This is a genomic window from Streptococcus oralis Uo5, from assembly GCF_000253155.1.
GTDB lineage: Bacteria > Bacillota > Bacilli > Lactobacillales > Streptococcaceae > Streptococcus > Streptococcus oralis_L.
In genome coordinates this window covers 1,442,827-1,468,402 of the sequence record NC_015291.1, presented here as the reverse complement: position 1 = coordinate 1,468,402, position 25,576 = coordinate 1,442,827, and the positions used below count along the sequence as shown (strand labels likewise).

21 protein-coding genes and 2 pseudogenes are annotated in these 25,576 nt (G+C 40.3%); 12 read left to right on the top strand and 11 right to left on the bottom strand.

The features are described 5' to 3' along the window. The 4 genes from SOR_RS07400 to dtd all read left to right on the top strand — a co-directional run bounded on the left by SOR_RS07400 (position 1) and on the right by dtd (position 4,942). Entirely contained in the window at positions 1-870 is an 870-nt protein-coding gene (locus SOR_RS07400; RefSeq protein ID WP_000560734.1) for a helix-turn-helix domain-containing protein, read from the top strand. 113 nt (positions 871-983) lie between these two features. Further along, complete coding sequence (locus SOR_RS07395) at positions 984-2,114, top strand: ABC transporter ATP-binding protein (protein WP_000229940.1); 1,131 nt, start codon at positions 984-986, stop codon at positions 2,112-2,114. A gap of 138 nt (positions 2,115-2,252) precedes the next feature. Beyond that, the gene (locus SOR_RS07390) at positions 2,253-4,469 is read left to right on the top strand and encodes a RelA/SpoT family protein (protein ID WP_001123779.1); all 2,217 of its coding nucleotides are present in this window, start codon (positions 2,253-2,255) and stop codon (positions 4,467-4,469) included. 29 nt (positions 4,470-4,498) lie between these two features. Continuing rightward, entirely contained in the window at positions 4,499-4,942 is a 444-nt protein-coding gene (dtd, locus tag SOR_RS07385; RefSeq protein WP_000691427.1) for a D-aminoacyl-tRNA deacylase, read from the top strand. 31 nt (positions 4,943-4,973) lie between these two features. Here dtd and SOR_RS07380 read toward each other — a convergent pair whose 3' ends face one another. The 6 genes from SOR_RS07380 to SOR_RS07355 all read right to left on the bottom strand — a co-directional run bounded on the left by SOR_RS07380 (position 4,974) and on the right by SOR_RS07355 (position 9,359). Beyond that, positions 4,974-5,387 (bottom strand): hypothetical protein, encoded by a 414-nt coding sequence (locus SOR_RS07380; protein ID WP_000732779.1) that lies wholly within the window; start codon positions 5,385-5,387, stop codon positions 4,974-4,976. A 107-nt stretch (positions 5,388-5,494) separates the two neighbouring features. Then, positions 5,495-6,145, bottom strand: coding sequence for a metal-dependent transcriptional regulator (locus tag SOR_RS07375; RefSeq protein WP_000188530.1), 651 nt, complete (start codon positions 6,143-6,145; stop codon positions 5,495-5,497). 83 nt (positions 6,146-6,228) lie between these two features. Next, positions 6,229-6,723 carry a thiol peroxidase gene (gene tpx / locus SOR_RS07370; protein ID WP_000206534.1) on the bottom strand — a complete coding sequence of 165 codons (495 nt, stop codon included), beginning with the start codon at positions 6,721-6,723 and terminating at the stop codon, positions 6,229-6,231. Positions 6,724-6,836: 113 nt separating this feature from the next. Next, complete coding sequence (locus tag SOR_RS07365; protein WP_000733079.1) at positions 6,837-7,766, bottom strand: metal ABC transporter substrate-binding protein; 930 nt, start codon at positions 7,764-7,766, stop codon at positions 6,837-6,839. A 25-nt stretch (positions 7,767-7,791) separates the two neighbouring features. Beyond that, positions 7,792-8,640, bottom strand: a complete 849-nt coding sequence (locus SOR_RS07360) for a metal ABC transporter permease (protein ID WP_000878992.1) — start codon at positions 8,638-8,640, stop codon at positions 7,792-7,794. After that, entirely contained in the window at positions 8,634-9,359 is a 726-nt protein-coding gene (locus tag SOR_RS07355) for a metal ABC transporter ATP-binding protein (RefSeq protein ID WP_000619159.1), read from the bottom strand. The genes SOR_RS07360 and SOR_RS07355 overlap by 7 nt, the downstream gene beginning before the upstream one ends. 176 nt (positions 9,360-9,535) lie before the next feature. Between SOR_RS07355 and SOR_RS07350 the strand changes: the two genes are divergently transcribed. Further along, positions 9,536-11,428 (top strand): M13 family metallopeptidase, encoded by a 1,893-nt coding sequence (locus SOR_RS07350; RefSeq protein ID WP_000199242.1) that lies wholly within the window; start codon positions 9,536-9,538, stop codon positions 11,426-11,428. An 88-nt stretch (positions 11,429-11,516) separates the two neighbouring features. Further along, the gene (locus SOR_RS07345; protein ID WP_013670266.1) at positions 11,517-12,281 is read left to right on the top strand and encodes an LptM family lipoprotein; all 765 of its coding nucleotides are present in this window, start codon (positions 11,517-11,519) and stop codon (positions 12,279-12,281) included. 104 nt (positions 12,282-12,385) lie between these two features. Here the strand turns inward: SOR_RS07345 and SOR_RS07340 are convergent, their stop codons facing one another. Together SOR_RS07340 and SOR_RS07335 are read right to left on the bottom strand one after the other, a co-directional pair. Further along, on the bottom strand, positions 12,386-13,015 hold the full coding sequence (locus SOR_RS07340) for an MBL fold metallo-hydrolase (RefSeq protein WP_000690838.1): 630 nt from the start codon (positions 13,013-13,015) through the stop codon (positions 12,386-12,388). A 101-nt stretch (positions 13,016-13,116) separates the two neighbouring features. Further along, positions 13,117-14,310 carry a ferredoxin reductase family protein gene (locus tag SOR_RS07335; protein ID WP_002882666.1) on the bottom strand — a complete coding sequence of 398 codons (1,194 nt, stop codon included), beginning with the start codon at positions 14,308-14,310 and terminating at the stop codon, positions 13,117-13,119. Positions 14,311-14,865: 555 nt separating this feature from the next. On the opposite strand from SOR_RS07335, the gene SOR_RS07330 reads away from it, so the two are divergent. Then, complete coding sequence (locus tag SOR_RS07330) at positions 14,866-19,041, top strand: YSIRK-type signal peptide-containing protein (protein WP_000837688.1); 4,176 nt, start codon at positions 14,866-14,868, stop codon at positions 19,039-19,041. Positions 19,042-19,122: 81 nt separating this feature from the next. Here SOR_RS07330 and SOR_RS07325 read toward each other — a convergent pair whose 3' ends face one another. From SOR_RS07325 to SOR_RS07315, 3 genes are all read right to left on the bottom strand, one after another. After that, positions 19,123-20,199: a DUF2974 domain-containing protein gene (locus SOR_RS07325; RefSeq protein ID WP_001273853.1), complete on the bottom strand. Its 1,077-nt coding sequence runs from the start codon at positions 20,197-20,199 to the stop codon at positions 19,123-19,125. Positions 20,200-20,310: 111 nt separating this feature from the next. Beyond that, on the bottom strand, positions 20,311-21,087 hold the full coding sequence (locus SOR_RS07320) for a ferredoxin reductase domain-containing protein (protein ID WP_000820259.1): 777 nt from the start codon (positions 21,085-21,087) through the stop codon (positions 20,311-20,313). An 85-nt stretch (positions 21,088-21,172) separates the two neighbouring features. Further along, complete coding sequence (locus SOR_RS07315; RefSeq protein ID WP_041170818.1) at positions 21,173-21,742, bottom strand: TetR/AcrR family transcriptional regulator; 570 nt, start codon at positions 21,740-21,742, stop codon at positions 21,173-21,175. 319 nt (positions 21,743-22,061) lie between these two features. Between SOR_RS07315 and SOR_RS07310 the strand changes: the two genes are divergently transcribed. The 5 genes and pseudogenes from SOR_RS07310 to SOR_RS07300 all read left to right on the top strand — a co-directional run bounded on the left by SOR_RS07310 (position 22,062) and on the right by SOR_RS07300 (position 25,495). Next, positions 22,062-22,739 (top strand): response regulator transcription factor, encoded by a 678-nt coding sequence (locus tag SOR_RS07310; RefSeq protein ID WP_000548982.1) that lies wholly within the window; start codon positions 22,062-22,064, stop codon positions 22,737-22,739. Next, the gene (locus SOR_RS07305) at positions 22,732-23,706 is read left to right on the top strand and encodes a sensor histidine kinase (protein WP_000887981.1); all 975 of its coding nucleotides are present in this window, start codon (positions 22,732-22,734) and stop codon (positions 23,704-23,706) included. Before SOR_RS07310 ends, SOR_RS07305 begins: the two co-directional genes overlap by 8 nt. 6 nt (positions 23,707-23,712) lie before the next feature. After that, positions 23,713-23,811, top strand: a pseudogene (locus tag SOR_RS10470) (peptide ABC transporter); the annotation flags it as partial. A gap of 55 nt (positions 23,812-23,866) precedes the next feature. Beyond that, a pseudogene (locus SOR_RS10265) lies at positions 23,867-24,117 on the top strand (hypothetical protein). Positions 24,118-24,445: 328 nt separating this feature from the next. Further along, positions 24,446-25,495: a DUF389 domain-containing protein gene (locus tag SOR_RS07300; protein WP_000147513.1), complete on the top strand. Its 1,050-nt coding sequence runs from the start codon at positions 24,446-24,448 to the stop codon at positions 25,493-25,495. Positions 25,496-25,576: the final 81 nt, after the last annotated feature.

Sequence of the window (25,576 nt, the reverse complement as noted above, 5' to 3'; positions counted from 1 at the left end):
ATGATTGCAAAAGAATTACTAGATTGGTTTCCACAAGCTCAAATCGTAGACCAGCCAGTCGACAAGGAAGGCTATCTGACGCTTCCGGGATCCTCAAATCAGTGGGTTTTACTGGAGGAGTCCAATCTCACTGAACGTGAAAAGCAGTTAATTGCCCTTTTAACCCAGCAGGAGCAGGCTCGTTCGCTCAATCCTTGGTATTCCTATTTGATTGAGGGGAAGGGGCAGGCACCGCAAACTTTCAAAAAGATTCAGCTGGTTTATTGCCATCTATCCTATTACCAACAGGAAAATCTATCCTCTTGGCTAGACATGATGCGGACTCTTTTTCCCAACTGCCAGACAGTGCTACAGGTTGGGGCTCAGGATTATGTATTTGTTCTTCAACAAGATAAATATAGCTCTGTTCGCTCAATCTTATCTGATATGATTGAAGCGGTTGAGTATGACTTTGGCCTTCGTCTGTCTATCATGTTAGGCCAGGTTTGGTCTCAGACAGGCCCTCAAGCCCTATCAGACTTAATCAAAGCGGAGCGGGATTTGTTTAAAGCTTGGTGGCGCCAAGGTCACCAAGGTGTACACACCTTTTCACAGCTCTATCTATGGAGTATGGGGGAAAGACTTGTGGAACTGAGAGTCATTAAAGAATACCTGCATCAGATGATTTTGGATCAGGATCAGATTCAGGAAATTATCCTTTCTCTCTGGGAAAACAGTGCTGTCCTAACTAAAACGGCCCAGCAACTCTATCTGCACCGCAATTCTCTCCAATACAAGATTGACAAATGGGAAGAATTGACAGGGCTACAGTTGAAGGAATTGACCGACTTGACCTTGTGTTATCAGTTGATTTTACCAGATATTCTTTAAAGTTTTGTGCAAGTTGCACAGAACTTTTTTATTTTTTTGGTCACCTTGCCATAGAAAAGTAAAGCGTTTTCATCTATAATAAAGCTATCAAAAAATAAAAGGAGTTCACCTCGATGGTAGAATTAAATCTTAAAAACATTTACAAAAAATATCCAAACAGCGAACACTACTCAGTTGAAGACTTCAACTTGGACATCAAAGATAAAGAATTTATCGTTTTCGTAGGTCCTTCAGGATGTGGTAAATCAACAACTCTTCGTATGATTGCTGGTCTTGAAGACATCACAGAAGGTACTGCATCTATCGATGGCGTGGTTGTCAACGACGTAGCTCCAAAAGACCGTGACATCGCCATGGTATTCCAAAACTACGCTCTTTATCCACACATGACTGTATATGACAACATGGCTTTCGGTTTGAAATTGCGTAAATACAGCAAGGAAGACATCGACAAACGTGTTCAAGAAGCAGCAGCAATCCTTGGTTTGAAAGAATTCTTGGATCGTAAACCTGCTGACCTCTCAGGTGGTCAACGTCAACGTGTTGCCATGGGTCGTGCCATCGTCCGTGATGCAAAAGTATTCTTGATGGACGAACCTTTGTCAAACTTGGATGCCAAACTTCGTGTATCCATGCGTGCTGAAATCGCGAAAATCCACCGTCGTATCGGAGCTACAACTATCTACGTAACCCACGACCAAACAGAAGCGATGACTCTTGCAGACCGTATCGTTATCATGTCAGCTACTAAGAACCCTGCTGGTACAGGTACTATCGGACGTGTTGAACAAATCGGTACCCCTCAAGAAGTTTACAAAAACCCAGTTAACAAGTTCGTTGCAGGATTCATCGGAAGCCCAGCTATGAACTTCATCAATGTGAAATTGGTTGGTGGTGAAATTGTTTCTGACGGTTTCCGCTTGAAAGTTCCAGAAGGAGCATTGAAAGTTCTTCGTGATAAAGGCTATGAAGGTAAAGAATTGATTTTCGGTATTCGTCCAGAAGATGTGAATGCAGAACCTGCTTTCCTTGAAACATTCCCAGAATCAGTTGTTAAAGCAACTATCTCTGTATCAGAATTGCTTGGTTCAGAATCTCACCTTTACTGCCAAGTTGGTAAAGATGAATTTGTTGCAAAAGTGGATGCTCGTGACTACTTGCAAACAGGTGCAACAGTTGAACTTGGATTTGACTTGAACAAAGCACACTTCTTCGACGTAGAAACTGAAAAAACTGTCTACTAAGCAAATGAAATGTCAAAACACTGCTAGAGAAATCTGGCAGTGTTTTTTTAATGATTGGTATTGGCATAAAAACAGGCTTTTCTAGTTTTCATATCCTTAAAAAAGTGATAAAATGGTAGGAAGAATTGGAGAGTATAGATGCCGAAAGAAGTGAATTTGACGGGCGATCAGGTAGTCGCTTTAACGAGAGAATATTTAACAAAGGAAGACGTTGCTTTTGTACAAAAAGCATTGATTTACGCAGTTGATTGTCATAGTGGGCAGTTTCGGAAATCAGGTGAGCCCTATATTATCCATCCCATTCAGGTAGCAGGAATTCTGGCTAAGCTCAAGCTGGATGCCGTAACAGTTGCCTGTGGTTTTTTGCATGACGTGGTTGAGGACACAGATGCGACACTGGATGATCTGGAGAGAGAGTTCGGTCATGATGTTCGGATTATCGTTGATGGGGTGACCAAGCTTGGTAAGGTTGAGTACAAATCACTCGAGGAACAATTGGCGGAAAATCACCGCAAGATGCTTATGGCCATGTCAGAGGATATCCGTGTTATCTTGGTTAAATTATCGGACCGTTTGCACAATATGCGGACTCTCAAACACCTGCGAAAGGACAAGCAAGAGCGTATTTCCAGAGAAACCATGGAAATTTACGCACCACTTGCTCATCGTCTAGGGATTTCCAGTGTCAAGTGGGAGTTGGAAGATCTATCTTTCCGTTACCTCAACCCAACTGAGTTTTACAAGATCACCCACATGATGAAGGAAAAACGCAGAGAACGTGAGGCTTTGGTCGATGAAGTCGTAACCAAGTTGGAAGACTACGCTACCGAACGCAATCTCAAAGGGAAAATCTATGGTCGTCCTAAGCATATCTATTCGATCTACCGCAAGATGCAGGATAAGAAGAAACGCTTTGAGGAGATTTATGACCTGATTGCCATTCGCTGTATCTTGGATACCCAAAGTGATGTCTATGCCATGCTGGGGTATGTGCATGAACTTTGGAAACCTATGCCAGGTCGCTTCAAAGACTATATCGCTAACCGCAAGGCCAACGGTTACCAGTCTATCCATACGACTGTCTATGGACCAAAAGGGCCGATTGAATTCCAGATTCGGACTAAGGAAATGCACGAAGTGGCTGAGTACGGGGTTGCGGCTCACTGGGCTTATAAGAAAGGCATTAAAGGGCAGGTCAACAGCAAGGAATCTGCTATTGGGATGAACTGGATCAAGGAGATGATGGAGCTCCAAGACCAGGCTGATGATGCCAAGGAATTTGTGGACTCTGTTAAAGAAAACTATCTGGCGGAGGAGATTTACGTCTTTACTCCAGATGGTGCAGTTCGTTCCCTTCCAAAAGATTCAGGACCGATTGACTTTGCCTATGAAATCCATACCAAAGTCGGTGAAAAAGCGACTGGCGCCAAGGTCAATGGCCGTATGGTTCCACTGACAACCAAGCTCAAGACAGGGGATCAGGTTGAAATTATCACCAACCCCAACTCCTTTGGTCCGAGTCGTGACTGGCTCAACATGGTCAAGACCAGCAAGGCGCGCAACAAGATTCGGCAGTTCTTTAAAAATCAAGACAAGGAATTATCCGTTAACAAGGGCCGTGAAATGTTGATGGCCCAGTTCCAAGAAAACGGCTATGTAGCCAATAAATTCATGGACAAGCGCCATATGGATGAGGTTCTTCAAAAGACCAGCTACAAGACAGAGGAAGCCCTCTATGCAGCCATTGGTTTTGGAGAAATTGGCGCTATTACCGTCTTTAACCGTTTGACAGAAAAGGAACGCCGTGAGGAAGAGCGTGCCAAGGCCAAGGCGGAAGCAGAAGAGCTTGTCAAAGGTGGCGAAGTTAAGGTTGAAAATAAAGAAACCCTCAAGGTTAAGCATGAGGGTGGCGTGGTCATTGAAGGAGCCTCAGGTCTCCTAGTTCGGATTGCCAAGTGTTGCAATCCAGTGCCAGGTGACGACATTGTCGGCTACATTACCAAGGGTCGCGGTGTAGCTATTCACCGTGTGGACTGTATGAACCTTCGCGCCCAAGAAAACTACGAGCAACGTCTCCTTGATGTGGAATGGGAAGATCAATTCTCAAGCAAGGAATACACTGCCCACATCGATATCTATGGTCTCAACCGTACAGGGCTCTTAAATGATGTTTTACAAGTTCTCTCAAACACGACCAAGAATATCTCAACTGTTAATGCTCAACCAACTAAGGATATGAAATTTGCTAATATCCATGTCTCATTTGGTATTTCCAACCTCTCTACACTGACCACAGTCGTGGACAAGATTAAGAGTGTACCAGAGGTCTACTCTGTTAAACGGACCAACGGCTAATTCTCTCTTCAGTTACTAGAAAGGCTATTATGAAAATCATCATTCAACGAGTCAAGAAAGCCCAAGTCAGTATCGGAGGTCAGGTTCATGGGAAAATTAATCAGGGACTTTTATTACTGGTCGGTGTAGGTCCAGAGGACCAAGAGGAAGATTTGGACTATGCTGTGAGAAAGCTTGTCAATATGCGGATTTTTTCAGATGCAGAAGGCAAGATGAACCTGTCTGTCCAGGATATTGAAGGGGAAATCCTTTCTATTTCTCAGTTTACCCTCTTTGCGGATACCAAGAAGGGCAATCGTCCAGCTTTTACAGGTGCCGCCAAGCCGGATATGGCAGCTGCCTTCTATGAGGCTTTCAACCAAAAGCTAGCTCAGGAAGTGCCCGTTCAGACAGGCATCTTTGGAGCGGATATGCAGGTGGAGCTGGTCAATGATGGACCAGTTACCATCATTCTTGATACTAAAAATAGATAAGAAAACCAAGCCCAGCTGGCTTGGTTTTTGTTTATAGACACTCCCAGAAAGAGATGTGTTTATTGTAAAAGTCTGGATAGTTTTCTCTTAGGTGGCTAGCCGTTATATAATATAAAGTAGAATGACAACCAGTGACGATTGGCATAAGAGAGGAAAGTCGCTGAGAACTAGCGAAGGCTAAGAGGACAAATAATAGAAAATCGCTGATGACTACTCCTAAATAGTAGAAGCGAAACTTTTTATTCATCTGAGGATAAATCTCAGCGAACTGTTTTTTGAGTCGGTTGACCAAGCGAAATAGCAGTAGTCCCTGAGCAAGGATGAAAATAAAACCAGAGAGCAGGAGCCAGTCTACAGAGAGATCGGTTTTGGAGATAAAAATTGCTAACAGTAGCAAATCGCTGACTGCAATGGCTGCAAAATGGATTCTAAAGAGCTTTTTCATAGGAAGACCTCCCTCTTTTATCTAGCTTCATTCTACATCAAACGAATGGGACTTACAAGCAAAATAATAAAAAATCCCTGAAAGGAATTTCTTTCAGGAATAAGGGGTTAGTTGATTTTTTCGACATAGAGTTGTTTGGCGATATCGATGCTAACTTGGAGGTCTTCACCTTTGTTGACCAGTGTAAAGGTATTGGAAAAATTATCAAACTGCTTGACTTGGACTTGGTCACCGATATGAATTTCATGCTTTTCTAAGTATTTAAGCAGGTCAAAACTATCGTGAACCCGATTCAGGAGATAGGTACCGGCTTCTTTGGTATCTGCTAAAGGCAGGTTGTTAATTTCAACCAAGAGCTCTCCTTTGGCTGGGATGGTTCCTCCGTGGGGGCAGGTTTTAGGGAAGCCAAGTAGTTTATCCAGTCTCTCTACGAAGAGATCGGATACAGTGTGCTCTAGGACTTCAGCTTCTTCGTGGATCTGGTCACTGGTATAGTCGAGATGGTGAACCAGAAAGACTTCAATCAACCGGTGTTTGCGATAGAGTTCGGAGACTAGTTTGAGCCCAATATCTGTCAATAGATAGCCGTTCTCCTTATCCTTGAGGATGAGATTTTCACTTTTCATGCGTTTGATCATCTCTGTTACAGCAGGTGGAGAGACCTGCATACGGGCAGCAATTTCTTTGTTGGTGATTTTTTGCATGTCCGTACCGATTTCATAAATACATTTTAAATAATCTTCTTTATTTGGAGTCATTCGTTTCCTCTTGTATATTCTCTCCATCTAGTATACCAAAAAAAGCTAGATTTCTCTAGCTTTCTGTCATAATGCTTGTGATTTTAGTCTATTTCTTTAACTGCAGCAATAGCAGCTTCAAAGTTTGGCTCCGTGTTGATATTGTCAACGTATTCTACATAACGGATGACATTGTCAGTATCGAGAACAAAGACGGCACGTGCAAGGAGATGCCATTCGTTGATCAAGAGGGCATAATCGCGCCCGAAAGAATGGTCAAAGTAGTCTGAAAGCATGATGGCATTGTCAAGACCTTCAGCCCCACACCAGCGTCCTTGGGCAAATGGTAGGTCCATAGAAACAGTAAGAACGACAGTATTGTCAAGGTTGGCTAGTTCTTGGTTGAAGCGACGTGTTTGCGTTGAGCAGATACCGGTATCGATAGATGGGACAACACTCAAGACTTTTTTCTTTCCTTCAAAGTCGGCAAGACTTTTTTTAGAGAGATCGGTTGTCGTAAGAGAAAAGTCAAGTGCCTTGTCTCCGACTTGCAATTGTTTACCTGTAAAGGTTACAGGATTTCCGAGAAAAGTGGTCATAAACTACTCCATTCTTTTTTCTTTTATTTTACCGAGAATTGTCAGATTTTTCCAATGATTTGACCGGAAATTGAAAAAACGCCAATTCGGTGAGAATGACGTTTTTTAATGGATTATTTTGACAAACCTTCAGCAATCTTGTCAAGGTTGTATTTCATCATGTTGTAGTAGCTGTCACCTTCTTTACCTTCTTCAGCGATTGAATCAGTAAAGATTTGTGCGTAAATTGGGATATTTGTGTCTTGTGAAACAGTCTTCATTGGACGGTCATCGACACTTGATTCAACAAAGAGTGATGGAACTTTTGTTTGGCGAAGTTTTTCAACCAAGGTCTTGATTTGTTCAGGTGTTCCTTCTTCTTCTGTGTTGATTTCCCAGATGTAGGCACTTGGGACACCGTAGGCTTTAGAGAAGTATTTGAAGCATCCTTCGCTGGTTACGATGAGTTTTTTCTCAGCAGGGATATTGTTAAATTTCTCTTTGGCTTCCTTGTCCAGTTTGTCTAGTTTTTCAGTATAGTCTTTGAGATTTTTTTCGTAGAATTCCTTGTTGCTTGGGTCTTTGGCAATGAGCTGTTTAGCGATATTTTTAGCATAAATCATCCCATTTTCAAGGTTGAGCCAAGCGTGTGGGTCTTCTTTGCCTTTCTCGTTTTGGCCTTCAAGGTAGATAACATCAACGCCTTCGCTGACTGCAAAGTAGTCTTTGTTTTCAGTTTTCTTGGCATTTTCGACCAATTTGGTAAACCAAGCATTGCCACCTGTTTCAAGGTTGATACCGTTATAGAAAATCAAGTCAGCTTGAGAAGTTTTCTTAACGTCTTCAGGAAGTGGTTCGTATTCGTGTGGGTCTTGACCAACAGGAACGATACTGTGAAGATCAATCTTGTCACCAGCGATATTTTTGGTAATATCAGCGATGATTGAGTTTGTAGCAACAACTTTTAGTTTTTGACCAGAAGCAGCATCTTTTTTTCCGCTAGCACATGCTACAAGTGCAATGACGGAAAGAAAGAGTACAAGCAATGTACCTAATTTTTTCATTAGATTCCTCCAGAAGGGTTTCCCCTTATTTATTGATTTTTTTATTTTTTAGTTTCAAGTATCGTTGCTTTGGAGAGATAAAGAAACTGATTAAAAAGAAGCTGGCAGATGTGAGCACGATGCTGGATCCTGCTGCGAGATTGAAGCTATAGCCGATAAAGAGTCCCAAAACAGAAGCGGTTGCCCCTAGGGTTGATGAAAGAAAAATCATGCTCTTTAGGCTATTCGCATAAAGGTAAGCCGTCGCAGCTGGGGTGATCAACATGGCCACGATAAGAATAGTTCCAACACTTTGCATGGCAGTGACTGACACAAGGGTCAAGAGCACCATGAGCAGATAGTGGTAGAAATTGACGGGCATTCCCATGGCTTTAGCCAGGAGTTCGTCAAAGGATGTAATCAATAGTTGTTTAAAGAAAATCCCGATAATCAAGAGAATGATTGCACCCACACCAATGGTGATCCACATGTCCGTATCTTGGACAGCGAGGATATTCCCAAAAAGGATATGGAAGAGGTCTGTCGAACTCTTGGCAACACTAATCAAGATGACACCTAAGGCTAAGAAAGATGAAAAGGTAATACCAATGGCAGTGTCACTCTTGATGATAGAGTTTCCCTTGATGTAGGTAATGATGATGGAAGCCATCAAGCCAAAGATGATCGCTCCAATAAAGAAATCAATTCCCAGGATAAAGGAAAGGGCTACGCCGGGCAAAACAGCGTGAGAGATGGCATCCCCCATGAGAGACATTCCACGCAGGATGATAAAACATCCCACGGCTCCAGCAACGACTCCGATGACTATAGCTGTTATCAGGGCGTTTTGTAGGAAATGGAAATGTTGCAATCCATCGATAAATTCTGCTAACATAGGTCACCTCCATTGAAAAAGAGTTTGTTACCGTAGGCCTTCTTAAGATTGGCTTCGGTAAAGGTTTCTTCAGTTGGACCAAGGTCTATTAATTCTCGATTGAGAAGCAAAACTTGGTCAAAATAATGGGGGACTTTGCTGAGGTCATGATGGACGATGAGAACTGTTTTACCAGCTTTTTTAAGATCTCTCAGCGTATTCATGATAATCTCTTCACTGATCGAGTCAATTCCAGCGAAAGGCTCATCTAAAAAGATGTAGTCAGCTTCCTGAACTAAGCAGCGGGCAATCAAAACACGTTGGAATTGTCCTCCTGAGAGCTGACTGATTTGGCGATCAGCATAGTCTGAGAGTCCAACGATTTCAAGTGCATCCGCCACTTTTTTCCAGTGGCTGGCCTTTAAAGTGTGGAAGAGCGGGATAGATGGATAGAGTCCCAGTGAGACACATTCCTTGACCTTGATAGGGAAATTGTAGTCGATATGGATTTTTTGCTCGACATAGGCAACTCGATGTAACGATTTCTTGACTTCTTTGTCATCGAGATAGGCCTGACCTTCGTGTGGGATAATTCCCAACATACTTTTTAATAAAGTTGATTTTCCAGCACCGTTTGGACCAATAATTCCGGTAATAGTCGGTCCGTGGAGCACTAGTGAAATATCCTTTAGTGCCAACGTCTCTTTGTAGGAGACACTGAGGTTTTCGATACGTATCATACAGTTGTTTTCCTCCTATCTTTTAATATACATTAAAAAAAATTAAGTCAAGTTAATTTTTGAAAAATTTAAAATAATAACTGAAAAATGAAGAAAAAAGAGAGACCATTTTTAATTGCATTCCCAAGTGTTTTTTGCTAAGCTAAGAATAAGTGAAAAATGAAAGCGAGAACAAGATGACACGTTATCAAGACGATTTTTATGATGCAATCAATGGAGAATGGGAAAAGACAGCTGTCATTCCAGCTGATAAATCTCGAACAGGTGGTTTTATTGACCTTGATGAGGAGATTGAAGAGTTAATGCTGGCGACTACGGACAAGTGGTTGGAAGGCGAAGATGTTCCAGAGGATGCAATCCTCGCAAACTTTGTTAAGTACCATCGTATGGTACGTGATTTTGATAAGAGGGAAGCAGATGGGATCAAACCTGTCCTTCCTCTACTCAAGGAATACCAGGGCTTAGAAAGTTTTGCTGATTTTACCAGCAAACTGGCAGAGTTTGAACTAGCTGGTAAACCAAACTTCCTTCCATTTGGTGTATCACCAGACTTTATGGATGCCAGAACCAATGTTCTCTGGGCCAGTGCACCAGGGACGATTTTGCCAGATACGACTTACTACGCTGAAGACCATCCTCAGCGTGAAGAGCTCTTGACTCTTTGGAAGGAAAGTACTACGAATCTTCTCAAAGCCTATGATTTTTCAGATGAGGAAATCGCAGACTTACTAGAGAAACGATTGGAATTGGACCGTCGCATTGCAACTGTGGTGCTGTCTAATGAAGAAAGTTCAGAGTATGCCAAACTCTACCATCCATACGCTTATGAAGATTTCAAGAAATTTGCTCCTGCCCTCCCTTTGGATGACTTCTTCCAAGCAGTGATTGGACAAACTCCAGATAAGGTTATCGTAGACGAGGAACGTTTCTGGCAAGCAGCAGAGCAATTCTATAGTGAAGAAGCGTGGCCTCTACTCAAAGCAACCTTGATTTTGGGTGTGGTCAATCTCTCAACAAGCTATCTCACAGATGAGATTCGTGTCCTGTCAGGTGCTTATGGTCGTGCCCTTTCAGGTGTTCCAGAAGCTCAGGATAAGGTCAAGGCAGCTTATCACTTGGCCCAAGGACCTTTCAAGCAAGCTCTTGGTCTCTGGTATGCGCATGAAAAATTCTCCCCAGAAGCTAAGGCTGACGTAGAGAAAAAAGTAGCGACTATGATTGACGTTTATAAGGAACGCTTGGCTAAGAACGACTGGCTCACGCCTGAAACGCGAGACAAGGCCATTGTCAAACTCAATGTTATCAAGCCTTATATCGGTTATCCAGAGGAATTGCCAGCCCGCTACAAGGACAAGGTAGTGGACGAAACTGCTAGTCTCTTTGATAATGCCCTAGCCTTTGCGCGTGTGGAAATCAAGCACAGCTGGAGCAAGTGGAACCAACCGGTTGACTACAAGGAGTGGGGTATGCCAGCTCATATGGTCAATGCCTACTACAATCCTCAGAAGAACTTGATTGTCTTCCCAGCTGCCATTTTACAGGCTCCATTCTATGATTTGCATCAGTCGTCTTCAGCTAACTACGGTGGTATTGGTGCTGTTATTGCCCACGAGATTTCTCATGCCTTCGACACAAATGGCGCTTCTTTTGATGAAAATGGTAGCCTCAAGGATTGGTGGACAGAGAGTGACTATACTGCTTTCAAAGAAAAAACACAAAAAGTTATCGACCAGTTTGATGGGCAAGAATCTTACGGTGCAAGAATCAACGGGAAACTAACTGTGTCTGAAAACGTTGCTGACTTGGGAGGAATTGCTGCAGCCCTTGAAGCTGCTAAGAGAGAACCAGACTTCTCTGCTGAAGAATTCTTCCACAACTTTGCTCGTATCTGGCGCATGAAAGGCCGTCCAGAATTGATGAAACTTATGGCCAGTGTCGATGTGCACGCGCCTGCCAAACTCCGTGTCAATGTGCAAGTACCAAACTTCGATGACTTCTTTACAACCTATGATGTCAAAGAAGGCGATGGTATGTGGCGTTCACCAGAGGACCGTGTGATTATTTGGTAAAGTAAGTCCTTAATCAAGTATCATCTTGGGATTAATGATTCATTTTTGAAGTTTATCCATCTGAAAATTCAATGCTATCGAGGTTAACATGAAGAAATTTTTAATGACGCTTTCAGCTATTCTTTCGATTTCAGTTTTAGCATCTTGTGGTCTCAATAAAAATAGGAACAATACAGAACCTTCACCCGCACCATCATCTGTCTCCAAAGATGATAAGACTAGTGTATCAACAGAAGCAAAGGCTGAAAATACTAGTGAATCGTCAACCAAGGAATCGCAATCGACTGCTGAAAATAAGAAAGAAACTAGACAAGATTTATATAAAGAAGTTATTGAACGCTATAATCACTTTACAGACCTTTTAAAACAAGGTAATAGAGAAGATTTATACAAGGAAAGTAAACAAGATAAGATTACTTCAGAAGAATATGGCCTAGTTTTCTCTCGAATGGATTATCATAATGCACCCGCTTGGAAATACGCAATTGTTGATTTGAATAAGGATGGTCAAGACGAGTTGCTTATTGGCGATGAAAAATTTGTTTCAGCCATTTATTATTTGGAAAATCAAAAACCTAGCTTACTTCACACAGCATATATAGCTTCTGCAGGTGGTTTTCGCTCAGGATTTGATATTTATGAAAACGGTCAAGTCTCTTATGCAGACTGGCAGTCAACTCGTCCAGAAATGAATCTGGCTCTATATTCGTTTGATAAAAATGGAGTGCAGAAGATTAAAGAAGCAACTATTCAAATCGGTGGCAATGAAAAAGCAGAGCAAGTTTTAGATATCTCTTCTGAAAAGCTTAATTTATCAAATATTGACTGGAAAGAATTGAATCCGGCTAATTAGTTTTGAATTACTTTTCTAGTCAATATTGATTCTTCTGAGCAAATATTAACATAAAAATAGAAGCTACACAAAAACCAAGGAAAATTTCCTTGGTTTTTTGCTTGTTAGAAAAAGGGATTAAAGGTCTTTTCGTGAGCGATAGTCGTAGCTGGACCATGTCCAGGATAGACATCGTAGTTAGGAAGAGTGAAGAGTTGCGTCTGAATGCTATGGAGAAGTTGTTCCGTGTTACCTGTAGGAAGATCGGTCCGTCCGATGGTTTCGCGGAATAGGGCATCTCCCGTCAAGACTAGATGGGCATCAGGAAAAAACAGAGAAACACCTCCGATAGAATGGCCAGGTGTTGGCAATGCCGTAAAACGAAACTCTTTGATCTGGTATTCCTCATGATAGACATAGATGTGTTCAGCTGGTTTGCAGATGACATCAGCCATATCATCATGACGAGGTAGGCCAGAGAGATTGTCAACAGGGGTAAAGAGCCAGCTGGCTTCACTTTCTGCTACATAAACGGGAGGATTTCCAAAAGTTTCACGAACCAAGTCCAGACTCATAATATGGTCGTAGTGGGTGTGGGTCAGGAGAATCGTGCAGACTGGTTTGTTGATTTTTTCGATAGTCATGCGAATAGCTTCCCAATGGCTACCTGGGTCAACCACAATCAGGTGTTGGTCCCCTTCTAGATAATAAGTGTTTTCATAGGCAACGGGATTCACGGTTTTATGGATTTTCATACTGGCTCCAATCTCAAAGAATGTACTAAACTAAGTATAGCATAGAAGAGGGAAATAAAGTGAAAAGAAAGTCCCTCTTTTGTGCTAGAGGGACAATGATCTTATTTAAACTTGAAACCTTCGTAAATGAGTTTTGCTTTGGGATTCTTTTTCTTGATTTGCTTGGCAAGGGCCTTCATCATAGGAAGAGGTCCACACATATAGACTGTAGTCTGGTCAGGGATTTCTTCTTGATCCAAAGTCAGGTATCCTTTTTCATTGCTATCGACCAGCTGCAGGTCAAAGTTAGCATTTTGACGGGCGTAGTCTCGAAGTAGATCTAGGTAGACAGCATTTTCCTCTCCACGGAAACTATAGTAGAAGCGGACGTTCCTGTCTAGGATAGGGTGTTCTCGGATATAAGAGATGAAAGGTGTCATTCCAATTCCACCTGCAATCCAGATTTGCTGCTTTGGACCATGTTCCATAGTCATATGCCCATAGGCGCGATCAACTGCAACCTTGCTACCAACTTGAAGATTATCATAGATATTTTTGGTGTGGTCACCAGAGTTTTTTATCGTAAAATAAAGAGTTCGTCCTTGTCCTCCAGAGATGGAGAAAGGGTGTGGAGCAGTCTCAAAACCTTTTTGGAAAATTTTTAGAAAGGCAAATTGCCCATATTCGTAAGTGAAAGGATGACTGAGTTCTATTTCAATTTCAGTCGTGTCGTGGTTGAGGCGTTTGATTCCTACGATTTTTCCAAGATAGGTGAAACCGACCTTTTGATAAAGGAAAATAATATAAAATCCTGCAAGCAAGCCTAAAATAGCATAGATTCCAAAGATAAGACCTAGGAAACTAAAAGAGAGGAGACGATTTCCCATGATCATCAAAACATGAAAAAGGCCAAAGATATAGGCTAGATAAACCAATCGATGAATCCATCTCCATGCTTCATACTGGATGTACTGTCCCAGATAGGCAACCAGAACAATGCTGATAAAGATATAGATAGCGATATTTCCAAACTGTGCGGCCAAATGCGAACCCCAGAGACCACCCATGCTAAAGTTGTGTAGGGTTAGTAGGAGAATGGATAGAAAAGCAGTGAATTTATGAGCTAGATACATCTTTTCAAGTCCGTTAAACCAAGCCTCAAGCAGGGGTAAACGGCTAGCTAGTATAAAAGTAAGTGAGAGGGTAGTGAGAGCTAAACCAGGGATTAGAAACTGACTAGCGCCTGAACTAAGCCAAGCTAGAATAGTCAGAAGCATACTAAGTCCGATAAATAAAATACCTTTTAATGATTTCATAGTAGAAGTCCTTTCATGGATTTATCTTATATCAGATGTAATAAGATTTGTTACATTTTAACAAAAAATGAATCTGTAGTCAAGGTTTAGGGGCTCGGCCTCTAAGTCAAATTTTCATGATAATCTATAAATAACGGCTAAGAAATATACTGTTAGATTTGTGTATTTCTTATAGAAATTTTTTTGTTATAACAATGTAGAGGTGGGAAAAATCTAACTTCTACAAAACTCTAAAAAATAAATTGATACATAAAAGTGTATTTTATTTAATTATAAGATAAACGACACTTGAAATTTACATGATGTAAACCTCTGTGAGTATTGGTCTTTTAAAGTATTCGGTGTTAAATTATTTTTGTATTTTTCTCAAATAAAATAATTAAAAATGTTGAAAAAGAGAACAGAAAATGTTAGTATGAAGATGCATATTGAATATGAGGATATAATCCTTTTAGAATAACGAAATTTAAAAACCAATTTTCGAGAAGGGAAAGAAATTTCGTTTTTTCTATATTTCAATATCGACATAATAAAAATAGGGAGGTTGTTTTTCTTATGAAGAGTAAGCAACAGGATTTTAGAACGGAGAAATACATTCGATACGGGATTCGAAAGTATAGTTTAGGAGTAGCATCAGTAGCAATTTCAGCAGGTTTGATGTTTTTGGGCAATGGAGCAGTATCAGCGATGGAACTTCAAGGAGCAGATACTACGCTTGTTTCAACATCGACATTGAATACGGAATCTTCTACGGAAACAAAAACACCTGAAAATTCGATAAAAAAAGAAAAAGAAGTTGCCCTTAAGACGGTTGATAAAACGGATTTAGTTAAAAAAATTACAGAACTTGAAGAGAAAGTAAAAACAGCAAAGAATATAGATGACTTGGTACTAACATCTGCTAAAGAACTATTAGATTCTGCGAAATCTGTCATCTCAAAAGAGATAGTTGAGCAAGAGGAAGTGGATACTGAACTTGCTAAGATTAAAGAGTTAATTACGGTATTTGCTGAGTCTGTCGAAGTTGGGAAAATAACGGAATCTACAGAAAAAGTAGAAGAAACAAAAGAAGCAAAAGAAACAAAAGAAGCAGAAGAAACTGTCAAACCAGTCCAAGAAGATAAAAAAGTCTTAGAACAAGTTACTTCTGAAGCTGAGGTAACCAATGTTTTAGCAACTGAAGCAGTCCGGAAAAATAAGCTTGAGGGTGAAAACAAAGCGGCAATTGAGGCGGCGATAGCTAATAATAAGGAAGTTATTGCAGAAACTAAAAAAGTTCTAGCGAATGATGCCCTTACAGCTAAACAAATCAATGATCAATTGTCACGCTTAAATGATTCCATTCTTGCTGTCTACAATGATTTGAAGAAAGCAGGAATCGGAAAAGATGGAAACTTTGGAGTCGCTTTGGCTGCTCAAGATTTCTATGCCGAAGAGGGTTCTAATACAACTCATGCATCGGAAACAAACGCTGCAAATCATACTGGTAAAGATACCTATACAATTCCAGTACAAGAAATTAAATTAATTACGGGTACTGATGCTACAGGTCTAGAGATTGAAGTCTATTCTAATCAGCGAGTTGGCAATGATACAAATGCTGGAAATGGGATGCATACAGAACAAGGTGGAAAGACTGGTCATAACAACAAAGGACGTGTAGACTATCCATTAACTCCTGATGCCGCTAAAAAATTAGCAGAAGAAGCACCTCTTTGGAGAAACAAACTTCGTGCGGATGGGTCAAGAATTTCAAACGCTGCGACGTCAATATACTCTGCTAACGGTGGTTATGAATACCTAGCTACAGAAATTTATGGCTATGGGTATGAACAAGGAGTTGACAGAGTTTATATTAAAGGCTTGAAAGATCGTATCGCTGTTTCTGAAAATGCCAAGCAAGCTGGTTGGAGTTTAACTTCTGTAACCCCAACTAACCTTGTGCCGGGATTGACATACGATTCAGAAACAGACACAATTCAAGGAAAAGTTATAGCGGATATTGAAAATGGAGTTTATGATTTACGATTTAATATTACTGCGACCAATACAGACGGTCGTACGGTAACTTTCCAAATTCAGAATCTTCGTGCTGGTTGGGTCGGATGGCAAGATAGTACGCCTCCTAAAATAAAATCAGATTCTGAGCGTTATGATCGTATTGTTGGTGACGATGCTAATGTAAATATTCAATTCTATGATGAGTCAGGTGCAAGTGCAATACCAGCAAATAGTCGAGGAACTTATAACTATACGACGGTTGAAGGCAAAGTTGTAAGAGTACCTCAAAGATTCTCTAAATCAGTAACAGGAGTTTCGGGATATAATACTATTGGTGAAGCATTAGATGATTCCAAAGTATTAATTCCAGGAACTAAATATAGTGTTGCGAATAGTACTTCTGAAGAGCAAGCTGCTGATCGAACGAATATGGGGAGAGGAATCATTTCTGGAAAATTAACTGAAGCAGGAATTTACACAGTCTCCGTATTTGCAAAAGATTATGATAAGTTGGCTAATAATAATGTCTGGAACCAATCTGGACAAGAAGCACATGCTACCGTAACATTAGTTGTGAAACCAAAGGTTGAGGTTCAAAACGTTGAGACTTACTCAACGGTTGTACCAGTTAAAATTTCTAAAGGTGCATCAAGTGCTAAGATAACAATGCCGGATGGTACTGTAACCAATCTAAAAGCAGTTAATGGCAAATGGCTCGTAGATAGTGGTTCAACCAACACAGCTGTTTCTGAAAATCAAGAATTAGGTATTGTAGATTCAGATACAGTCTTTAATATTCCTGTGACATCAGAGGCGACTGCCAAAGTTGGTGTGGACAATATTAAAGTGGAAGCATCTGTTGAAAATGTGAAGGGAACTTTCTTACGTGAACAAGTTGAGTTAAATGGAACAGATGGGCAAAAACATACTGCGACTTTTAATAAGGCTACCGGACACTGGGAGTTACCTGGCGACTATGCTGAAAGTAAAACACTGAATGGTGATGGTACGACAAGATGGACTAAACGTCAAGTGTACACAGAAGCTCAACAAGACGGTAGTATGAAATTTTATATCTATGAGTACATTCGACAGCTTGATAGCACTGGGAAAGTGACAAGTGTAGAAACTCCAACTCGCCCAGAAACGATTTATGTTTCTAAGAACACTAATCAAGTAGGTGATGGAATGTCAGTAACTGTCACTTATGACAAACATTCAAATACCTGGGCGTCATCTGATGGAACGGAAGTGACTGCTACTAAGCTTGGAAATGACTCTTGGGAAGTTCATACTAAGTCAGGATTTGGTGGTATTATTAGAGGAACGATTGCAACAAATACTGATGTGGCAACTGTAGTAAATACAAAACCAACAGCAACTTCACAAGATTATACTTCAACAAAAGGTACAGCTGTTGACCTTCGTAATGAAGCAAAAGCTGCAGTAAGCATCTCAGACTCTGAAGATACGAAATATGGAAAAACTACCTATATCACTAGAATCACAGTAACTTCGCCTTCAGGAGTTCAAAAAGTATTTGATACTAAACAAGATGCAAATAACTACAATATTGCTAGTGGATATAGCTTAAATGAAGTAGGAGTATATACTGTTAAGATTGATGTTATTGATAGTAATGGAAATTACACTACTGAAGCAACAATCGGTGGAACTGAGTCGGGAGTTGATCATGGAGTTGATTCATCAACTGCTACAACAACCTACCATATTACAGTAACTGATACGATTGAAGGACATAATGTGACTTCGACTGATGTTCAAGGTGCTACTCAAAAAGAAACTCCAACCTTTACATCAGTTGGAGATGGATCACCAGTAAAACCAAGTGCTTCTTCACCTGCTAAGTTAGTAGATCCAAAAACAGGTGGATTTGTTGATACTCTAACAATTGATGGTCAGGGTACCTACTCAATTGATAATGAAACAGGCGAAGTAACTTTTGTTCCATTGAAGACATTTACCGGTACAGCTACACCTGTCACAGTTTCACTTACTGCAAAATTAGGAAAAGATGCTAATGATACTGATATTACAGCAACTGCTACAGCAACGTATACTCCAACTGTAATACCTGTTAAACCAACTTCTACAGATGCTGAATCCGAAGGTCCAAAAGGACAAACACAACACGGTACACCAACTTTTACAGGTGGTAAAGTTACAGTAAATGGTGTGGAGAAAACTGTAGAAATTGATGAAAATGTCAAACCAACCTTTGATGATGGGACAACTAAGAAAGTCGTTCCGGGAGAAGGAACTTATACCATTGATGAAAATGGTGTGGTAACTTTCACACCAGAAAAAGACTTTGTTGGGAAGGCTTCAGGAGTTACAGTCAAACGAGTTGATAAGAACGGAACAGAAATAACTGCAAAATACACTCCAACTGTACGTCCAATTACTTCATTTGTAGATACTAAGGGGAATACATTAATTCCAAGCGAAGACGGCGAACAACCTAAGAAAGATATTCCAGGTTACCGCTTCGTAGAGACTAAGAAACTTCCAAACGGCGACACAGAACACGTTTATGAGAAGGTTAAGACTGCCCCTCAACAAAAACCGACTGAGCAATCTCCAGCTACTAAAGCAACCAAAGAATTACCTAATACTGGTACGGAAGATTATGTAGCTTTGGCAGCTCTAGGAGTTCTTGGTTTGATGAGCGGATTTGGACTTGTGTCTCGTAAGAAAAAAGAAGACTAATTCTATACTCGAGATTCTAAGTAGTATCCTTTAGTTTCTTAAACAAAAAACCAACTAATCTAATGATTAGTTGGTTTTTGTCTATTCTCGATTTTTCCAAGCTTGGTAACGGGTGTCAATCAAGAGTTGGGTTAGTCGTCCCATGGTTTCTCTTTCTTCGGGAGTGAGGGATTGAGCTTGGACAAAGAGATGGTGAACGTGTTCAATCACCTTGAAGGAAGAGAGGTCGTTGATAGAGGAAATGCCTGCATCAAGAATGATTCCAAAAAAGAGGTCAAAGTAGAGCTGCAGTTCAGTATCAGGGACCGTCTCAACCCATTCCTTGAAGGTAGTATCGACTTGCTGGCTGTCACTATTGGTCTCGTCTAGTTGGACAAAGTGTTTGTCTTCAATCTGCCAACTAAAGGTGTCATGCTGGGCAAGACCGCCTAAGGCAGTGCTTCGAACGACGATTTTTTTATCAGGAATTTCCAGCATCATCCCGATGATAGAACCTTGTGGGACAAATACTTTCGTTCTTTCCATCATGTTTTGATAGCCAGCTGTTTCGGTTAGTTCCTTGTGAAGTCCAGGAGCATCAAAAGTATAGACAGCGGCAATATTTTTCTGCAAGTTTGGATCAAGTTGACTTGCAGCATAGACAGCTAAATTGCCCCCTTTTGAGTGTCCTGCTAGGATAACCTTTTGGTTGGGGTGTTGAGCAAAAAAATTCTCTAAATACTGGAGGGCATGTTTTTGAGCAGGGATTTCCTTCATATAGGTCATATGGAAATCTTCTTTCCAACCAATGATGCTGTCATCCGTCCCGCGAAAAACAAGCAAATAGGTATCGAGACTGATACGATAAGTCATAGCCGCAAACTGTTTTTGCAATTCAGGATCGATATCGTTGATAAAGTCTGAGAGCTTGCAATTTTTAAACCGTTTGTGTTGAGCGAGCTGATCCAACAACTGGAGACGGTTTTTATTGGTCAACATCGTCGTTTCTCTAGGGATCTGAGTTGCTAAGTCAATGAGACGCTGTGGTTCTTGGGTAACTATATCATCAAAAGCAAGATAGGTTAATTCAGTAAGGACAAGAACATCTAATTCATTCACGGGGAGGTCATAAAAGGAATCGTATGCTACATCATTTAAGTAGTCAAAAATATTAGCCATAAAAGCTCCTTTCTCTATGTTTATCCTACCACATTTACCTAGAATTAGCTAGTGGGCTTGTTAGAATGACCTAGTAGGGTTTGATTGAAATACATAGAAGATAGATTGCTCCTATTTCAAACCTCTAAACGAGCTTACTTGTATGTTTTTGCTATCAATCCCATTTTCCTTTAAAAAATTCTTCATCTCATTTACATCATCAGGCTGACCTGTGATGAGATAGCTGGCTTGATTGCCGTATTCATCAATAGCACGTTTTAAAAATTCTTGACTTTGAGAAAGTTCCTCGCTAGTTTTATAAGTAAAATTCGGTGTTTTTTGAGCCACTTCTTTCATCTCATTATCGAAAATAGTAACTCCTTTGTCAAAATGGTTGAGAATAATCGGACATTTACCAGCCCATTCTTTGATAAGGGGGCGTAGAGCAGAAATGCCGACATCAGATGCAAAGCAAACTAGTGGCTTATTCGTATCTTTAACAGTCAAAGAGGAATCCAGCCAACTCATCTCAATCTCACTGCCAGCTGGTAAATGTGTCAAGGTGTTCTTAAAGTTGCTTCCACTATTATGAGTCAAAATGAGAATTTCATCTTCATCAGGTGTGGAGGCAATGGTTAGCCATCGACTGGTTTGCTCTCCCGTAGCTTCATATTTACTAGCAGTAGATGAGGTATCAGGGAGTGTAAACTTAGCATAAGCCCCAGCTTTCCAGATTTGATGACTCGGTTTTGTGATATGAATTAAATATAGATCTCCGCTGGGGTTTTCGATGGATTTTATCGATAATGTCTGGCTTCGTCCAAGAAAAGCGATGGCACCCCAAGTTATAATACATAGCGCTCCAAGTGTTGATAGAATGATAATAAACATTTTTTTACCTCTTTTCATTTTTTATGACTCCTGTTCTTAATTTTATGAATGAACTATAAAATAATTCATTCATATCTTTTTAAAAAATAAAGAAATCCATTCTTTATTTTAGAACTCCTTTAATGAAGTTGGTTGCAAGTATTTCAACAGTTTTGCCAATATCTGGAAAATCTTTTTCCGTGATATGCATATCCATATAGTAAAACAGATTATAAACCTGTAAAATATCTTGAATCTTTTCTGGCGAGTACCCTTCAGCCTGCATGCGATTTGTAAAAGTTTTAACTAGAAACTGATGAAAAGGATTTGCGACTTTGCCTTCTTCCGAGGAATAGTAGCTGTGCAACTCATCTGCGATGGCAGGATTGTACCATTCTGCAAGGATTTTATTGGAAGAAACGAGAGTTCTGGACTGAGCAAATAGTTGACCAATGAGGTCGACCATGTCAATTTCCCAATCCAGTTCGTCGATCATAGCTTGGCGAACACGGTTGTTTTCATCTATATAGATGTCTAGAAAAATGGCTTCTTTACTCTCGTAATAGTTATAAAAAGAGCCTACTGCCATACCAGCTTGTCTAGCAATTTCTGAAATTCCTGTCGCCTTGTAACCTTTTTTCGAAAAAACGTCATAAGCTGCTGTTTTTAGAGCTTGTTTTTTGTCCAATATGATTTAACCTCCTTTGTTTCATGAATGAATAAAATTAGTTATTCATTCATATTCTAACAAATCATGGCTAGCTTGTCAATAAGAAGGCTAGATCTGTTAAATAAGTTAAAGAAACGCTAACTAAATGAGCACAAAAGGAAAATATAGGATAAGGCTGGAACTATAATTAAAAATAAGGTATGATATCAGTGGGAATGTTCTCTATTTAGCATCTGTTTTCTGATCTGAATTTGGGGAAAGGCTGCTAAACAGTATGAGATACTGATCCGTAAATCTGATATGAAGGGTTTTGATACTTTGAGAAATAGCAAAGGAGGAGCGCATGCACAAAATTTTACTGGTAGAAGATGACCAAGTTATTCGGCAACAAGTTGGGAAATTGCTCTCTGAGTGGGGCTTTGAAGTCGTTTTGGTAGAAGACTTTATGGAAGTGTTGAGTTTATTTGTCCAGTCGGAACCTCATCTGGTCCTCATGGATATCGGTCTGCCTCTTTTTAATGGTTATCACTGGTGCCAGGAGATTCGCAAGATTTCCAAGGTACCTATCATGTTTCTGTCATCGAGAGACCAGGCTATGGATATTGTCATGGCGATCAATATGGGAGCGGACGACTTTGTGACCAAGCCTTTTGACCAGCAGGTGCTCCTTGCCAAGGTTCAGGGCTTGTTGCGCCGTTCCTATGAGTTTGGGCGAGATGAAAGTCTGCTGGAGTATGCGGGTGTGATCCTCAATACCAAGTCTATGGACCTGCACTATCAGGGTGAAGTCCTGAGCTTAACCAAGAATGAATTTCAAATTTTGCGGGTTTTGTTTGAACATGCGGGTAATATCGTGGCGCGTGATGACCTGATGCGGGAACTTTGGAATAGCGACTTTTTCATCGATGACAATACCTTGTCTGTCAACGTTGCTCGTTTGCGCAAAAAGTTGGAGGAGCAAGGCTTAGTAGGCTTTATTGAAACCAAGAAAGGGATAGGATACGGACTGAAACATGCTTGATTGGAAATCATTTTTTCTAGCCTATCTGCGTTCTCGCAGTCGCGTTTTTGCCTATATTTTTTCATTAGGCTTTCTCGTCCTTCTCTTTCAGTTTTTATTTGCTAGTCTAGGAACTTATTTTCTTTATTTCTTTCTGCTCAGTAGTTTTTTGACCTTCTTATTTTTGGCTTGGGATATATTTGCAGAAGCTCAGGTTTACCGGCAGGAAATACTCTATGCTGAGAGAAATCCCAAGTCTCCTCTGGAATGTGCGCTAGCAGAAAAGCTCGAAGAGCGTGAGTCTGAATTGTATCAAAAGAAGTCGGAAGCCCAGAGCAAGCTGACAGATTTGCTGGATTACTACACCTTATGGGTTCACCAGATCAAGACGCCCATTGCAGCGAGTCGCCTTTTAGTAGCAGAAGTCTCTGATCGGGAGGTCAAGCAGCAACTGGAACAGGAAATCTTCAAGATTGACTCCTATACCAATCTGGTGTTGCAGTATCTTCGTTTGGAAAGCTTTCATGATGACTTAGTATTTGAAAAGGTTCAAGTGGAGGATTTGGTGAAGGAAGTGGTTCGCAAGTATGCCCTTTTCTTTATCCAAAAAGGACTGACGGTCAATCTCCATGACCTTGACAAAATCATCGTGACCGATAAGAAGTGGTTGTTGGTCGTCATTGAACAAATCCTTTCAAACAGTCTCAAGTACACCAAGGAAGGTGGGCTAGAGATTTCTATGGAAGGTCAGGAGCTCTGTATAAAGGATACGGGGATTGGGATTAAAAACAGTGATGTGCTCCGAGTCTTTGAACGTGGCTTTTCAGGATATAATGGGCGCTTGACCCAGCAGTCATCTGGACTGGGCCTCTACCTATCTAAGAAAATTTCTGAAGAACTCGGCCACCAGATTCGCATCGAGTCTGAGGTTGGGATAGGAACAACCGTTCGCATCAAGTTTTCCAATAGGAATCTGATGATTGAGTGAGCATAGTTGATGATAACCTTATCCATCTGTGGAATTTTTGTTCTAGTCTATATCTCTATTTTCATGATAACGTCTAGAAGTTACCGTAAGATTGTCCAGATGTAAAAAATGTTACACTAGGAAACGACTAGAATATAGTCAAAAAATAAAAGAGACAAAAATGAAAGAAAGTTATTTTGACGGAGGAATCATAGATTATATTGGATGCTCCATCTTAGTAGCCATAATTTTCGGGCTTACCTTGGGGGTCGCAACACCTTGGGCGGTTTGCATGATGAAAAATTGAAAATCAAACACACGGTAGTGGATGGGTAACGTCTATACTTTGACGGGATTGGAGCACAACTGTTCGGTAACTGGATCAAGTGGTTTCTTCTAACCATCATCACGTTTGGAATCTATGGCTTCTGATTGAAAATAAAAATGAAGCAATGGATTGTCGAACACACCAATCTTGTTTAAAGATTAAAACGGCATCTTCTTTCAGAGGAGATACCATTTTTTTCTTTTTCGTATAAGGAAACAAAAGTTTCTTCCTTCTCTATCTGTTCAATTGATATATTTCTTCAGAGAAAGACTGTAAAATTTTTGATATAATGTTAAGGATAGACTGACGGATGCTTAAAAGATAATTTTCAAAAAAATAACAGGTGAGAATTAAAATATGTAAAATTGAAAAGAAGTCTCTCTGCCACCATCTAAGCAGAAACAAGAGTATATGAAATAAAAGGAGTAACCAATGACTGGAAATTATTCAACACGTGAATATCGTGAGAAATTATATGATGATCTTCATGTTCGATTAAGAGATACAGTGATTTTGATGTGTGCGATTTTTATTGCCTCTATAGGTTTAAATATGAATTCAACAGCTGTCATTATTGGAGCCATGCTGATTTCCCCTCTTATGACATCGATTGTTGGACTCGGATTTGGTTTAGCTATTTTTGATACGCGTTTAATCAAGCAATCTTTAGAGGTTTTATTTACTCAAGTATTGGTCAGTTTGCTTGTCTCGACTTTGTATTTCTGGATTTCCCCCTTATCTTATGCAAGTAGCGAGTTGATTGCACGAACCTCTCCAACCATTTGGGATGTTCTCATTGCTATTGCTGGTGGGATAGCAGGTGTAATTGGGTCAAGGAAAAAAGAAGCAAACAATATCGTGCCAGGAGTAGCCATTGCAACAGCTCTGATGCCACCTATCTGTACTGCAGGATATGGTTTAGCTAACGGAAATGTACGATTTTTATTTGGGGCTCTCTATCTTTTCTTGATCAACTGTGTCTTTATCATGCTAGCCAACATTATTGGAACAAGAATTTTGATGAGAAAATCTCCCTTAAGTTCATTTAAAGAGCTAAACATTAAAATGAAAATTGGCTTGATATCCTTGATTGTATTATTGGTTCTTCCAGCCAGTTATTCAGCAGTCACTCTGACGATAGATCAAGCGCGAAAAGAAGGGATCAAACAGTTTGTAGGAAAAGAGTTCTCTAATCATACGGTCATTAATCAAGTCTACAAGTCTAGGGACAATGAATTGGTCTTGACAGTTGTTGGAGATCCGATTTCAGAAGAAGAATTAGAAACGCTCCATCAAAAACAAGCCTCTTACGGTATTCAATCTGTTCAATTGAAGGTCAATCAAGTTCATAATTCGACAAAATTAGACAGCGATACGACCAAGGAATTTTATGAAACCATTAACAAGTATATCGATCAAAAACTCTCTGAAAAAGATTCACAAAAAGATATTGTAAAAGAAAATGAGGCAGACAAGGATTGAGGATAATCAACTTATCTAACTCATGGAAGCAAATCTTGAGAGGATATCCTATATCCAACAGTTAGTGGATAGAAAGGATTG